The sequence below is a fragment of the Aquisalimonas asiatica genome (assembly GCF_900110585.1).
Taxonomy (GTDB): domain Bacteria; phylum Pseudomonadota; class Gammaproteobacteria; order Nitrococcales; family Aquisalimonadaceae; genus Aquisalimonas; species Aquisalimonas asiatica.
The window spans coordinates 30,538-45,524 of sequence record NZ_FOEG01000002.1; the positions used below are offsets into that span (position 1 = coordinate 30,538).

The following is a 14,987-nucleotide window of genomic DNA, read 5'->3' on the forward strand; positions in this document are numbered from 1 at the left end:
TCGGCTCAGTCTCCGCGACGAATGGGTGGCGGCGTGAAGGCGGTCATGGGGGGAGGATCGCCCGCGTACGCCTCGATATCCACCAAGCACGACAGCGCACTGGGCCCCTGGGCCAGCCGCGAGGTGCCCTGATCCCGCGTGAGCACGTTCGGGTTGCCGTGCAGGCAGGACAGCCCCGTGCCCTCTTCGGCCGGCGGGTCATACCAGGCACCGGTACTCACCTGCAGCACGCCGGGCCGCACCTCGTCGCTGACAACCGCCGTGCACAGGCAGCTGCCACGCTCATTGAACAGCCGCACCGGGCTGCCGTCGCGGATACCGCGCGGCGCGGCGTCGTCGGGGTGGATCACCACGGGTTCGCGGCCGTTGCGCTTGCCGCTTCTGCTGTGCTGGCCGTGATCAAGCTGAGAGTGCAGCTTCGTGGCCGGCTGGTTGGAGATCAGGTGCAGCGGTGTGGTGGCGTCCGCCGCGCCGAGCCACTCCACCGGGTCCTTCCAGAACGGGTAACCGGGGCACTCCGCGTAGCCGAACCCGGCCACGGTCTCGGAGAAGATCTCGATGCGTCCGCTGGGGGTTTTCAGGGGGTTGGCGTCCGGGTCATCGCGGAACGCCTTCAACAACACCTGCGGCTCGTCCCGGGCCGGCGCCTCGAACCACCCCTGCGCTTTCAGCGACTCGAAATCCGGTAACTGGACGCCGTGCGTTGCCGCCCGCTCGCGGGTGCCCGCATACAGGTATTCCAGCCATGCGGCCTCGTCACGCCCTTCAGTGAAGGTCTCCCGCGCGCCCAGGGCGTCGGCGAGCGCGGTGAAGATGTCGTAGTCGGCCATGCTCTGCCCCACCGATTCGATGGCCTGTTCCATGTAGATCAGGAACGGCTCCCGCACCGACAGCGCAATATCGTTGCGCTCAAGCGAGGTGTTGGCGGGCAGCACGATGTCGGCGTGTTTCGCGTGTGCGTTCCAGCACCACTCGTGGGCGATCACGGTATCGGGCCGCTGCCAGGCCTCGCGCAGCCTGACCAGATCCTGGTGGTGGTGGAACGGGTTGCCACCGGCCCAGTACACCAGCCGGATGCGCGGGTAGGTGCCGGTCATGCCGTTGTATTCGAACGTCTCGCCGGGGTGCAGCAGCATGTCGCTGATGCGCGCCACGGGAATGAACCCCTCCACCGGGTTGCGGCCCTGGGGCAGCGCGGCGCCGGGGATGCCCCGGTAGTTGTCGCCGATGGCGTTCATGGCGCTGTAGCCAAAGCCGATTCCGCCGCCCGGGGTGCCCAGCTGACCAAGCATGGCGGCGACGGCGATGGCCGCCCAGTAGGGCTGCTCGCCGTTGTCCTGGCGCGTCAGCGACCAGCTCACCGAGATCATGGTGCGCTGGCTGGCCATCTCCACGGCCAGAGCGTGAATCCGCTCCGCCGCCAGGCCGGTCTTGCCCGCTGCCCACGCGGGCGTCTTTGGCACACCGTCCACCTCGCCCTGGAAGTAGGCGCGGAAGCGGTCGAATCCCACCGTATACCGGTCGAGAAACGCCCGATCCGCCAGCCCCTCGTTGTCGAGTGTGTAGGCAATGGCAAGCAGCAGCGCCACATCCGTTCCGGGGCGGAGGGCGCACCACTCCATCCGCGCCTCGTCCAGCACGTCGGAGCGCAGCGGGCTAACGTTCACCACTTTCACGCCGGCCTCGGCGGCGCTCAGCAACCCCTGGCGCTGCACATGCCGGCTGACACCACCGTTGGTGACCTGGCCGTTTTTGAGCGGCACGCCACCAAAGGCGACGAACAACCCGGTGCGCTCGCGGATGACATCCCAGCTGGTGGCGCCATTGATCATGGAGTAGAAGTCGCCGAGCACGTAAGGCAGGGTGACTTCCGCCGCGGCGTAGCTGTAGGTGTTCACCGACGTGGTGTAGCCGCCGATGCTGTTGAGGAACCGCTTCAGCTGGCTCTGGGCGTGGTGGAAGCGCCCGGCGCTGGACCAGCCGTAGGAGCCGCCGTAGATGGCCTCGTTGCCGTACTGGTCGCGCACCCGCGCCAGCTCGCCGGCGACCAGTTCGATGGCCCGGGGCCAGGAGACTTCCACGAACTCATCCCGCCCGCGGGCACCGCCTGCCGGGCCGGGGCCGTGTTCCAGCCAGCCGCGGCGCACCATGGGGGCGTCGATGCGCAGCGGGCCTTCGAGCACGTCGACAATCCCCTGCCCGATGGGCGACGGGTCCGGGTCCTTCTCGAAGCCCGTGAGGGCGGTCACCCGACCGTCACGGGTCTGTACGCGATACGTTCCCCAGTGGGTGGAAGTGAGCGTCCCTTCGGGCGCGTGCGAGCTGTTCATGCGGCGCTGTCCTGCTACCAGTCATGTCCCTATCACAGCACAGAACCGGCCGAGGACGCCATGCCGCACCCCGCCCATGACGCCGACGCCCCCTGTGAGCGACGCCACGGTGGGCAACCCGGCTCCTCCAGTCCGGCTTACTGGCGTGTTCCATAGGCGTCGTCGGTCCCGAGCCGGTTGACGCCGATATCCATCAGAGCGCACTTCTTGTGGATTTCATCAATGTACGGAAAAAGGCGCGAATTACTGCGCTCCACCTTCGCGTGATAGCTGAGAAACTCCGGCATGAGCTGTCGCAGCTCTTCCAGCAGCGCGGCTTCATCAACCCTGGTCAGCTTACCGTCCCGGACCACGATGTCACCGTTGACCATCACCGCCTCGATCGAGCTGCCGTTCTCGCAGTAGACCAGGTGATTGCGAATGTCGTTGCAGGGGGTGAACGCGCTCGTTTTCATGTCAATGAAAAGGAGATCCGCCCTTTTCCCCACCTCGATCGAACCGGTGAGGTGCTCGATCCGCGCTGTCTTTGCACCGGCAAGCGTGCCGGCGTTCAGCACTTCGCCGGCATTGAGCCAGCGCCCGTACTCGGGAGTGGTCACCTTGTGAATCAGGCCGGCCGCCTTGATCACATCGAACATGTTCGCCGAATCGTTGGAGCAGATCCCGTCGGTGCCCAGCCCGACATTGACGCCTGCCCCGAGAAGCTTGCGCACCGGTGCAATCCCGGCGCCCAGTTTCTGGTTGGAGATCACGTTATGCACGATCGAGACGCCGGCATCCCCCATCAATTCGATATCTTCGTCGCTCACCCAGATGGAATGCGCGATGGTGACGCCCGGGTGCAAAAGCCCCAGATCATGCATGTACCGCATCAGGCTGCGCCCGTAGAGTGCCGGACCGGTACACCCCTGCACCTTGGTTTCGACGATGTGCGTGTGGAAAGGCACCTTCCACTGCTGCGCCAGCTCATTGGCTCCCAGCAGCAGGTCCTCCGTACACCGTTGTGGCGCGGACGGCGCGACCATGAAACGGATGCGCCCGGAGCGGTCATGGAACCTGGTGTACGCCTCCTTGGCAAATTCCAGGTAAGCCTCGGTTGAAGGCGGCGCTGACTTGCCGATCTCGTCCTGCAGCGCGGCAGGGACATGCTCCCGGGCGAACGGGACCGTATCCAGGTAGTTCTTGTTCACCACATGCCCGGAGACCGTCGCGCGAATACCCACGTCATCATAGGCCTGAACTGCCGCACCAAGCTGCGCCATGCTCTGCTGCGGGGATTCGTACATATCATCCGTGAAGCACGTTGTCCCGGTCTTGAGGGCCTCCATGGCAACCAGCATGCTGCGAAGATAGATCAGGCGCTCCCCCAGGGGTTCGGCGTCCAGCACCGGATACGAGTACAGCATCCATAGTTCCAGCGGGAGGTTGTCGTAACGCCCCTTGTACAACGCCTCACCGGTATGCAGGTGCGCGTTGACAAGCCCGGGCATGACGAGCTTGCCGCGCGCGTCGATCACTTCAACGCCCGGCGACGGCGGGATGTCCTTGCCGATCTTGGTGATGCTATCGCCCTCGATCAGGATATCGCCCTGAAAGGGCTCCGTTCCCGTATTTCCACCCATGGCGACAATGGTCGCGCCCTGAATCAATGTGCTCATTGCAATCTCCGAATTCCACGAAAAGGACGTTATCTGGGAACGAGAAAACCGTCGTCGGGCTCCCAACACGCCACCACTCTGGCGCCTACCTGCACGAGTGCGTCGTCAAGGTGACCAACAGCACTCTCGGCAATCACTTCCGTTCCATCTGCGGCGCGCATGTGGACGATCGCGCTGGAACCTGACGTCTCGACCGTCTCGATTTCCACATCCATCTCATTTCCCTGGCCGCGCGGCGCCGCCTGGATGCCAACATGATTGGCTCCCACCACGAGACAGGCGTCGTCGCCCGCATCGAACCCGTCAACCCCGCAGACCGTGAACTCGCGCTCGCCCACGCGAAACAGTGCGGTGCCGGCGTTCAACGCCTGCAGCCGTCCGTTGAAAATATTCTTCCCCCCCACGAACTCCGCCACGAATCGGTTCGCCGGCCTCTGATGGATCACTTTCGGCGCATCGATCTGTTGCACCGTGCCACCGTTCATCACGATCACCCGATCCGCCATGGCGAAGGATTCAGACTGACTGTGCGTCACGTGAATGAACGTCGTATTCAGTTCGCGCTGCAGGCGAAGCAGTTCACCCTGCATCTGAACCCGCAAGTGCTGATCCAGTGCCGACAGAGGCTCGTCGAGCAGCAGCATCTCCGGCTCGGTAACCAGCGCCCGGGCGAGCGCGACCCGCTGGCGCTGGCCGCCTGACAACTGGGCAACGCCACGATTGGCCAGAGCGCCAATGCCAAGCCTCTCCATCCACTCCTGAGACTTCTTGCGGCGCTCTGCTTTCGGCCGTTTACGCTGGACCAGCCCGAACTCCACGTTCTTCTGAACCGACATGAACGGGAACAGTGCGTAGTTCTGCCAGACCAGTGGTGCATCCCGGTCCCACGGCGCGTCATCAACCAGGCTGCGCCCCCAGAGGCGGATGTCACCGCCATCCGGGACGTCCAGCCCGGCAATCATCCTGAGGGTGGTCGTCTTGCCGCAGCCGGATGGCCCCATAATTGCGATGAACTCGCCCTTGTTCACGGAAAACGAGACCTTGTCGACGGCGGCTGCACCGCCGTATTTCTTCTCCACACCCTCCAGTTCAAGCATTGTCACTGCCATTTCTCGCATCCTCGTTTCCGACGACGGGCAATCAACTGTGGCGTCGGCGAACCATCAGCACCTGTGCCAGGACGACCATCCCGATAGTGAAAAGGAAAACGACGCTTCCAATCGCATTGACTCGCGGGCTCACCTGCCCCTCCAGCATTGTCAGGACGTGAACGGGAAGCGTCTGGTTATACCCTGAGATGAAATAGGCGATCATGAACTCGTCGAAGGAAACGGCCGCCGTCAGGAAAAACGCTGCCAGGATCGCGGGAGCACAATGGGGAATGATGATCGATAGCATCGTACTCCCCTGAGTCGCCCCAAGGTTCCAGGCCGCGGGCTCAATCGAAGGATCGAGGCTCGCCAGGCGCATCCGGGTCAGAGCAAGCGCAAAAGGAGCACAATAGACAACGTGTGCACTGACAATACCAGGAATAGTGCCAAGCAAACCCACGCTGGACTGAAACGACAGCATCCCGAGCCCAAGTATGACGACCGGGATTGTGGGCGGAAGAGTCACCAGGGCAAGAAAGGCGGTCCGCCCGAAAAACCGGTATCGGTAATCGATATATGCAGCCGAGAAACCAAGAAACGTTGCAATCAATGCCGTGGTTCCGGAGACGAGAAGGCTGTTTTTCAAACCCTGAATGAGCCGCCTGTCGCTGAATATCTCCTCATACCAGTGCGTCGTGAATCCAGCCAGCGGAAGCGTTGGAAACCTCGAGGCGTTGAACGAGAAAACCAGGTTCGCAATGATCGGGGTAAACACGAACATGAGCACCACACCCACATACGCGTAAAGGATCAGGGATCTCGCGGAATCGCCTCTCACACGCTCCTCCACTTGTTCCGGTACGCGAATGCGAGCATGGACAGCACGACCGTAATCAGCGTCACGAACATGATCACTGCGACCACGGCGGCCCGCGGCCAGTGGTTCCCCGACTGAACCTGATCCGTCAGCAGAATACTGAGCGTTGGGGGCCGCGAGCCGCCGAGGAAGGTCGGGGAAATAAAATCGCCGAATGCGAGCACGAACGCGAGCGTAACCGACAGAATCAGCCCGGTTCTGGCGAGAGGGAGAAGAACCGTGAAGAACGTCTTGATCCGGCCGCAGCCCAGATTGTGGGCTGCTTCAACGTAACTCCTGTCCACGGCGGAGAACGCCAGTGTCTGGATGATGACCACTAGCGGCATGGTCAGTGTCACCAGGCCAACCAGCGTACCGATCCAGTTGTTCAGGAAGAGATAGGGACCAAGGGCGACCAGGTCCAGCATACTGTTGATGAACCCATTGGGGCTCAACAACGATTGCCAGGAGTAGATCCTCACCGGATAGCTCGTAAAGAAGGGCACGATCAACAGGAGCAGCAGTGTCAGCCGCAGGCGCGGGGACGTCTTGAACGCGATCGTGTAAGCAGCGGGTATCGCCACGGCACCGACCGTAACGGCCGTGAGCACGGCCATCTTGAAACTGTAGGCGTAGGCGTTGATGAACGAGCCGCTGCCAAGGAGGTGCCGCCAGTTGTCCAGGACGAAGTCCGGTGTCAGCCGGAAGTTCACCACCGACCAGAAAGAGATCCACACCAGCAGGAGCAGAGGCCCGACGAAAAACGCCGCCTGCCACGCGACAGGCGGCAATCCCCACGCGATCGCAAAACGCGCCTGGCGGAAGCGCAGTGTCGGACTCCTGTGTGCGCCAAGTGCTTCAATGAGCCGAAGCAACCTGGCGCTCTTCGCGACCGTGGTTCTGTTCATGGCCTGGCGCCTTCCGATCAGAGTGACTTGAACTCGGTCCAGGCGTCATTCCACAGCTCGATGTTCTGCTGAGCAGGGAGACGGCGCAGACTGATGAGCCCGTCCCGGTACTCGTCGATGACATTGCGATCATCGAACGTGTGACGGAGGGACTTCGCTGCGTCGGGGTAGTCTTCATTGAGCAGCTCCCAACCTTTGCGGTTCGGGATCGATGCCGCGTATGCGGGCAGGCGGGCCGTCTTCACCTGACCCTCGGGCGACGTCATGTACTGGATGAATGCCCTGGCAAGATCGGGGTTCTGCGCACCGTTTGCGATGGACAGCGACTCCGTCCACTGGAGCCCGCCCTCTTCGGGAACGGCGGAGGCAACCGGGATGCCGTCTTCCTGCAACAGGAAGGCCACCCAGTCGCCCACCCCCGGAACCACGGATGCGGTGCCGTCGGTGAGCATGGAGAACACCCCGGACATGCCGCGGAAACCGGCGGTCTGGGGCTCGAGGCTGAAAAGGCGCTCTTTCAGGGCTTCAAACGCCGCACTATCGATGTCGAACGGATCCTCGTTGCCTTCGTACAGGCTCACACAGCCCATGCTGGGCAGATACCAGTCGAAAAACCCGACCCGTCCGGCGGCCTTGTCACTCCACAAGGCGCTGTAGGAAGTGACTTCATCCTCGTCGAAAATATCTGTCCGGTATGCCATTCCGATGTAGCCGAAACGGAGCATCACGGAGTACAGGTCGCCGTCGGCCCAGTGCGACTCGAATTCCTGAAACTCCGGCCAGAAGTCCTCGAGGGGATAGTCAGACGGATCCAGGCGCTGGATGAAATCCCCGTCCCGCAGCATCTGGATGTACTCCGCATCCGCCATGATGACGTCATACGTGCCGGGAGGTGCCTGATTGACCATGGCGAGCATTTCCTCGCCACCCTCGTACTCGCGGGCACGAACGGTGCAGTTGTACTGCTCCTCGAACTCCCTGACCACGAAGGGATCACCATGGCCAGGCCAGGTCAGAATGTTGAGCACCTGGTCACTGGCTCCCAGCGTGCGAAAGGGGGAGGATGCCAACACGGTCGAGCCGGCAAGGGCGCCCATGCCCTGAAGGAACCGGCGACGGCTGATTGGACGGCCATTCTTGTCAAGGATACGGGACATGATTCTCTCCTGCGGAGTTAGAAAGGTCTGAATTCATCAGACTCCAGCCACTCATCAAGAACAGCCTTCGCCTCACCATGAAGCAGTTGTTCGGATGGAAGATCACGGTCGTTAACGTCGCGACGAACCGTCTCCCTGAGTCCTTTGAGATCAAGCCCCATTGGTGCACAGTCATCAAGCGTATTGGCGTAATACATACGACTGATTCGTGCCCAGTGCATGGCGGCAACGCAGAGCTCACAAGGCTCACAGGTCGTATAGAGTACGCAGCCGGAAAGATCCCAGGTGTCGAGGTTGCGTCCCGCGTCCCGAATCGCCTCCACTTCACCGTGAGAGGTGACATCGTTTTTCGTGACAACTTCGTTCACGCCAACCCCGACAATCTTGCCATCTTTTACAACGACAGCAGCGAAAGGAGCAGCACCGTTTTCCTTCATTTTCTTCCTGGAATGCTCAATGGCTTTCCGCATGAAGTAGGCCGGCTCTTGCATTATTTCTCTCCGAAACCCAACGATCCTAATGATCTGCAAGGAATTAACTATTACGTACAAAATAGGCCCGGGCTCACAACGCCGGCAAGGTCACTCAGGCCATGGCAGGTATAAGCGGAAAATATGGGCCTATCTCAGCCCCGGCGGATCCGCGATGTGTGCGACAAACGTGCGCAGCGAGCGAGCAATCACGTCGTGGCTCAACCCGCGGGTAATGAAAATCAGCCGGGACTCTCCCTGCCAGTCATCGAACGCCTGCAGGTGGACGGGTGGGTAGACGGTGTGCTGCACGCCGTGGATCGCCAGCGGCCAGTCCGCGCCCTCGATGCGCAGCACCCCCTTCACCCGCAGTATCCGCTCGCCGTGCTGACCGAGCAGCATCGACAACCAGACTGCGAAAGCCGTCCAGTCCACCGGCTCCTCCATGTCGAGTGCAAACGACTCGATTCCGGCGATACCGGCTCCCCGAGCGTGCGTGGCATGTCCGTCACGAGCCGCGGCGGGACCGAGCCAGTCGGTGAGTTCCGCCCCCGAGGCGAGGCGCAGATGCGGCCCCGCGTCGAACAACCGCTCCGGCGGCCTTGTCAGCGCCTCGGCACCCAGCAGCTCGGCACCGGGATTGATGCCGGTTACGGTATCCCGGGTAGCCTGGATCTCGTCCTCGGTGGCCAGATCGGTCTTCGAGAGCAGGACCCGGTCCGCCGCCGCCACCTGCTCGGCCCATATGGGTTCCCGCCAATGGGTTGTCACTGCATTGGTGCAGTCCACCACGGCGACCGTCGTACCGGGGCGAACGTGGTGACGCAGCACCGGATCCGCCGCGATGGTCGACGCAATGGGCGCCGGCTCCGCCAGCCCCGTGGTCTCCAGCACAATGCGCCGGAACGGGGGGATCTCGCCACGAGTCCGCCGGGAATGCAGACGACGCAGCGCCTCCGACAGCTCGCCGCGAATGGTGCAGCACACGCAGCCGCTGTCCAGCAGCACCGTGTCCTCGGCGATCTCGCCCAGGAGCAGGTGATCCAGCCCCACTTCGCCGAACTCGTTCACCAGTACCGCGGTGTCACCGAACGCCTCGGACCCGAGAACGGCGCGCAACAGCGTGGTCTTGCCGCTACCGAGGAACCCTGTGACAACGTGGACGGGGAACCGGGCATCCCCGGTCATCGGGACAGGCTCCGCAGGTAGGTTTCGTCCAGGGGATCGATGGCACGGGAAGACAGCCGCTCCGCCGCCGGCCAGATACCACCCAGATCCGTCACCAGTTCCTGCGCCCCCGTGAGGGTGCGGACGACGTAGGCCTGACCCTGGAAGTCGTCCACCACAACGCGAAACGGCGCCAGCGCCCGGTTGATCATGACGAGGCGATAGCGGCGTTCCTGCCGCCGCAGGTGGCTCGCGCGTCCGGGATCAACAGCGCCCATGGTCCAGTTGTCTTCTCCCCCGAGCGCACCACACAGGCCACACATTGTTCACCCTCCCCGTTGCAATCCACACCGCCGCGGTGCGGCGGTGTGGCAAAGGGTCATTTCTTGCGCGGAGAACGCCGGGCGAAGTCGTCGGCGATTTCGTCAAAGGTGCAGAAACGCACGCCTTCATGGGCCAGCATGTGGCCAATCAGCCGCTCGAGCATCATCAACACCTGCGGGCGCCCGGAGACATCCGGGTGGATGGTCATGGTGAACACGGCGTAGTCGTGCTCCCGGTACACCCAGTCGAACTGGTCCTGCCACATTTCACCCAGGTGACGCGGGCTGACGAAACCGTGGCTGTTGGGCGCCTTCTTGATGAACATCATGGGCGGGAGGTCGTCGAGATACCAGTTGGCAGGAATCTCGATGAGGTCGGTTTCCTCACCGCGCTCCAGGGGCTTCATCCAGTCCCTGGCGTTCCTGGAGTAGTCGATCTTCGTCCAGGAATCGCCCACCCGCACGTAATAGGGGTGGAAGTCGTCATGCATGAGGCTGTGATCGTACTTGATGCCCCGCTCCAGCAGGAGTTCGTTGGTCACGTTGCTGAATTCCCACCAGGGGGCCACGTAACCGGTGGGCCGCTTTCCCGCGAGTTTCGTGACCAGCTCGATGCAATGATCGAGCACGTCCCGCTCCTGCTCCTCGGTCATGGCGATGGGGTTCTCGTGGCTGTAGCCGTGCACGCCGATCTCGTGCCCCGCATCGGCAACCCGCTGCATCTGCTCGGGAAAGGTCTCGATGGAGTGACCGGGAATGAACCAGGACGTCTTCATGTCGAAGCGCTCGAACAGCTTCAGCAGCCGCAGGGATCCGACTTCGCCGGAGAACATGCCCCGGGAGATATCGTCCGGGGAGTCCTCGCCACCGTAGGAACCGAGCCAGCCGCCGACAGCGTCCACATCGACGCCGAACGCACACAGGATCTCTTTCTTTGCCATGGTCTCGTGACCTCGCTGGTTAGTGGATCAAGCAGTTACTGACTAAGCCGTTCATCAATACGGACGAGGCTGGCCGCAAGAAGCCGCGCCCCGTCCCTGCAGGCGTCAGGCTCACTCCACTCCGCTTCGTTATGGCTGATCCCTTCACGGGAGGGAATGAACAGCATGGCGGTTGGGCAGAGCGCCGCCATGTTGGAGGCGTCGTGTACCGCGCCGGACGGCATGGTCATGCGCGTGACGTCCAGTTCCGCCGCGCAGTCGTCGAGAACCCCGGTCATCCAGGGCGCCAGGTCGACGGGTGCCACCCCGCCGACCTGCTCAACGGTGACCTGGCAAGGGCCCCGGTGCTCCTGGCAGATGGCGTGAACCTGCTCGCTCAACGTGTCCAGTAACGCGGCGTCGGGATGCCGGAGGTCGATGGAGAACGCAGCGCGCCCCGGCACCACGTTGGGTGACCCGGGGTCCACATGAAACTGGCCAACGGTGAACCGGATGGCGTCGCCCTCATCGGTGAACGCCTCCTCCATGGCGGCAATCATGCGCATGGCTGCCTGCCCTGCGTCGCGCCGCATGCGGCGGGGCGTGGTGCCGGCGTGGGCTTCGGCCCCGGTCACTTCGCACCGGAACCAGCGAATCCCCTGGATTGCCGAGACAATGCCGAGCTGAACGCCCTGCTCCTCGAGCACCGGGCCCTGCTCGATGTGGGATTCCAGGTAGGCGGCCATGGGCGCACCGAAGTCCCGCTCCTCGGCCGGGGCCACCGCTGCCAACGCGGCTGGCAGCTCGTCACCCAGAACCGCACCGTCGCTGGCGACGCTGGCACAGGCCTCGGCGAGACCCATGCGGCCGACGTAAACACTGGACCCCATGCATACCGGCCCGTACCGCGACCCCTCTTCGTTCATCCAGGCGACGATCTCCAGAGGATGGTGCGTCCTGATCCCCGCCTCCTGGATCGCCTCCAGGGCTTCCAGCGCCATTACCACTCCCAGCACCCCGTCGAAACACCCGCCGGTCGGCTGGCTGTCGAGATGGCTGCCCGTGACGATGGGCAGTCGGCTGATGTCCCGGCCATCACGGCGCATGAAAAGGTTACCGATGCCGTCCTGCTGCACCGAGAACCCCAGCCCCCGGGCCCAGTCGGCCATCAGCGCCCGGGCCTGGCTGTCCTCGGGCGTCATGGCCTGGCGGTTCACGCCCCCTTTCGCCGTGGCACCGATTTCCGCCAGCCGCATCAGCCGGTTCCACAGACGCTCTCCGGACACGTGACTGGCTGCCTTGTGCGCATCGGCATACATCATCATTGCTCCCTATGGCTGTTACGGCGCTGGTACGCCCCCGGCATTCAGGCGTCGGGAGGCCGCGCGCCCTTGCGCTCCACGATCAACCCGTAAGCCGAGGGCTCGCGGTGGCGCTCGAAGTCGAAAATGGTCTCCCGGTAGAACCGGCCCAGGTCCAGATCGCAGCGCGCCGTAATCACCTCATCCCCGCGGGTGGAGGCCATGGCGACGATCTCCCCGGAGGGCGCGACGATCGCACTCTGGGCGATCATCTCGGAGCCCTCTTCGGTGCCGCCCTTGGCGGTCGCCACGACCCAGGTCGCGTTCTGGTAGGCGCCGGCCTGCACTGACAGGTGGTTGTGAAAGCCCGCCAGCGCATCCACGGCCTCGTACCCGGTGTGGTGCACCGGGGTGTTGTAGCCCAGCATGATCAGCTCGACACCCTGCAGCCCCATGACACGGTAGGTTTCGGGCCAGCGGCGGTCGTTGCACAGGCACATGCCCATCAGTCCGCCACACGCGTGCCAGACCGGAAACCCCAGGTCACCGGTGCGGAAGTACCGCTTCTCCAGGTGCTGGAACGTCCGCCCCGCCTGGGGTTCGTCATGCCCGGGGAGGTGCACCTTGCGGTACTTGGCAGCGATGGTCCCGGTGCCGTCCACGAAGATGGAGGTATTGAAGCGCCGCTTCTCGCTGCCCTCCCGGACCAGTTCGGCGTATCCCAGGTAGAACGAGATACCCAGGCGCGCGCTCTCCTCGAACAGGGGCGCCGTCTCCCGCCCCGGCATCTCCGTCTCGAAGAAGGCGTCCAGTTCCGATTCGTCATCGATCACCCAGCGGGGGAAAAACGTGGTCAGCGCCAGTTCCGGGTAGACCACCAGGTCCGCCCCCCGGGCCCGCGCCTCGCGCATGAGAGTGATCATGCGTCGCACGGCGCTGGACCGGGGTTCATCTCTGGCCACCGGCCCCATCTGGGCCGCCGCCACATCCAGGTACCGGCTCACGACGCCGACCCTCCCGCTCCGGCACGCAGGCGCTGCCGCAGGGACTCGGTGGCCGACAGGTCCACCTGACCATCACGGATGCTCACCCCGTAGGTCTCTTCAGCGGTGGAGACATCGATGAGTTCGTCCAGCACGTCGTCCAGCACATCGGCCGGATCCCGCTCCAGCGGGGGGCCGTAGCCGCCTCCGGATGGCCCGACCGCGACGAACCGGTCACCCGCCGACATGGGCTGGTACGGCACCTTGGAGGGCAGGTCGAACGCCTCGCCGGATGCACGCACGGTCTTGAGCGCCGCCGGCTGCCCTTCCTGGCCACCGAGGAATCCCCAGGGGCGGAACCGGTGCCCCTCGCCCTCTACCGAGCCGCCCCCGTCACTGAGAAACTCGAACTCGCGCACGGAGCCGAAACCACCGCGCCACTTCCCGGCGCCATTGACGTTCTCCCGCAGCTCGTAGCGCCGCACCCGCAGCGGCAGATGCGTCTCTATGTCCTCGATGGGGTTGTTGCGCGTATTGGCGAAAAGCGTGTCCACGGCATCCATGCCGTCCATGCCGTAGCGCCCGCCGTAACTGCCCTCGAAGATCTCCATGTGCACCCAGTGCTCACCGTCCTGAAGACCGGAGAACGCGATGACCTTGAGATGGCCGATGCCCGCGGAGACCTGCTCCGGGCGCGCCCGCCCAAGGGCCTGCATGACCGTGTCGCAAAGCTGGTTGCCGGCTCCCAGCCGGGCGATGGTGGGCGCAGGGAACTCCGGGTTGGCGAGGCAGCCCTTGGGCGCGACGATATGGATCGGGCGCGTGATCCCGGTGTTCTGCGGAATGTAGCCGTGCACGGCCGTGTCCAGCAGCACGGAGCGGATGGTGAGCCAGATGGCCACATCGGTGGTGCCCTCGAAGGGCATGTTGATGGGGCGATCATCCACCTGGCGCGCCGTTCCGGTGAGATCCACGGTCAGTTCGTCGCCGCTGACGGTAATCGTCGCCTTGATCGGCAGGTTCTTGCGGGCATCGGACGGGTCGTCCAGGTAGCCGTCGATCATGGTCTCGGCGGAGTAAACGCCATCGGGCAGGTCCTTGATGGCCTGCCGCATGAGCCGCTCGGCGTAATCCATCACGGCGTTGTTGGCCGCCTGCACGGTGGCCAACCCGTATTCCCCGATCAGATCCAGCAGTCGCTGCGCTCCAATCCGGCAAGCGGCAATCTGCGCTTCCATATCCCCCACCACCATCTTCGGTGCCCGCACGTTATCGCGCAGGAGCTGCCACACATCCTCGTTCTTCCGGCCCGCGGCATACACCTTGATGGCCTTGAACTGCAGGCCTTCGGCATAGGCATCGATGGCGTCGACAATGCCCGCGCTGCCCGGCGTCAGGGCGCCGATATCCAGGTGATGGGCCGTCGTCGCCGTGAACCCCACCAGCGCATCCTCGACGAACACCGGCACGATGAACGCCACATCCGGCCCGTGACTGCCGCCGCCGTAGGGATCGTTGTGCATGATCACGTCCCCGGGCTCCACCTCCTGACCACGCTCGGCGAGATTGGCCAGTGCATTGCGGACATACCCCGGAATCGGCCCTGACTGGAGCGGCGTGGACTGCGTGGACTCGGCAATCTGGTTGCCCTCGTGGTCCAGCACCGCGGCGCCAAAGTCCTCCGACTCCCGGATGATCGACGAGTAGGACATGCGCATCAGCTTGAAGCCCATCTCGATGGCAATGTTCTGGAGCGATCCCTGGATCACGCTTGCGGTAACCGGATCGATTTCGTTGGTAACGCCGTTCGCTACTGACATCGT

13 protein-coding genes are annotated in these 14,987 nt (G+C 63.7%); all 13 read right to left on the reverse strand.

The window, feature by feature from the left end; all coding sequences use genetic code 11:
* Positions 1-5: 5 nt before the first annotated feature.
* On the reverse strand, positions 6-2,330 hold the full coding sequence (locus BMZ02_RS04890) for a molybdopterin-dependent oxidoreductase (protein ID WP_091640481.1): 2,325 nt from the start codon (positions 2,328-2,330) through the stop codon (positions 6-8).
* Between the two features lie 137 nt (positions 2,331-2,467).
* Complete coding sequence (locus BMZ02_RS04895) at positions 2,468-4,057, reverse strand: amidohydrolase family protein (protein ID WP_216110700.1); 1,590 nt, start codon at positions 4,055-4,057, stop codon at positions 2,468-2,470.
* Positions 4,018-5,097 carry an ABC transporter ATP-binding protein gene (locus tag BMZ02_RS04900; protein WP_216110701.1) on the reverse strand — a complete coding sequence of 360 codons (1,080 nt, stop codon included), beginning with the start codon at positions 5,095-5,097 and terminating at the stop codon, positions 4,018-4,020. The genes BMZ02_RS04895 and BMZ02_RS04900 overlap by 40 nt, the downstream gene beginning before the upstream one ends.
* 31 nt (positions 5,098-5,128) lie before the next feature.
* Complete coding sequence (locus tag BMZ02_RS04905) at positions 5,129-5,860, reverse strand: ABC transporter permease (RefSeq protein ID WP_171909813.1); 732 nt, start codon at positions 5,858-5,860, stop codon at positions 5,129-5,131.
* A gap of 53 nt (positions 5,861-5,913) precedes the next feature.
* Entirely contained in the window at positions 5,914-6,843 is a 930-nt protein-coding gene (locus tag BMZ02_RS04910; protein ID WP_171909814.1) for an ABC transporter permease, read from the reverse strand.
* A gap of 17 nt (positions 6,844-6,860) precedes the next feature.
* A complete protein-coding gene (locus BMZ02_RS04915) occupies positions 6,861-8,000 on the reverse strand; it encodes an ABC transporter substrate-binding protein (protein ID WP_091640488.1) in 1,140 nt (379 codons plus the stop codon).
* Positions 8,001-8,017: 17 nt separating this feature from the next.
* Positions 8,018-8,491, reverse strand: a complete 474-nt coding sequence (locus BMZ02_RS04920) for a nucleoside deaminase (RefSeq protein WP_091640490.1) — start codon at positions 8,489-8,491, stop codon at positions 8,018-8,020.
* A gap of 129 nt (positions 8,492-8,620) precedes the next feature.
* Positions 8,621-9,658, reverse strand: coding sequence for a CobW family GTP-binding protein (locus BMZ02_RS04925; RefSeq protein ID WP_091640492.1), 1,038 nt, complete (start codon positions 9,656-9,658; stop codon positions 8,621-8,623).
* The gene (locus tag BMZ02_RS04930) at positions 9,655-9,960 is read right to left on the reverse strand and encodes a hypothetical protein (protein WP_091640494.1); all 306 of its coding nucleotides are present in this window, start codon (positions 9,958-9,960) and stop codon (positions 9,655-9,657) included. Before BMZ02_RS04930 ends, BMZ02_RS04925 begins: the two co-directional genes overlap by 4 nt.
* A gap of 56 nt (positions 9,961-10,016) precedes the next feature.
* Positions 10,017-10,901, reverse strand: a complete 885-nt coding sequence (locus tag BMZ02_RS04935; protein ID WP_091640498.1) for a polysaccharide deacetylase family protein — start codon at positions 10,899-10,901, stop codon at positions 10,017-10,019.
* A gap of 35 nt (positions 10,902-10,936) precedes the next feature.
* A complete protein-coding gene (locus BMZ02_RS04940; protein WP_171909815.1) occupies positions 10,937-12,202 on the reverse strand; it encodes a Zn-dependent hydrolase in 1,266 nt (421 codons plus the stop codon).
* Positions 12,203-12,246: 44 nt separating this feature from the next.
* Positions 12,247-13,185 (reverse strand): N-carbamoyl-D-amino-acid hydrolase, encoded by a 939-nt coding sequence (locus BMZ02_RS04945; RefSeq protein ID WP_091640504.1) that lies wholly within the window; start codon positions 13,183-13,185, stop codon positions 12,247-12,249.
* On the reverse strand, positions 13,182-14,984 hold the full coding sequence (locus tag BMZ02_RS04950) for a hydantoinase B/oxoprolinase family protein (RefSeq protein WP_091640507.1): 1,803 nt from the start codon (positions 14,982-14,984) through the stop codon (positions 13,182-13,184). Before BMZ02_RS04950 ends, BMZ02_RS04945 begins: the two co-directional genes overlap by 4 nt.
* Between the last annotated feature and the right edge of the window lie 3 nt (positions 14,985-14,987).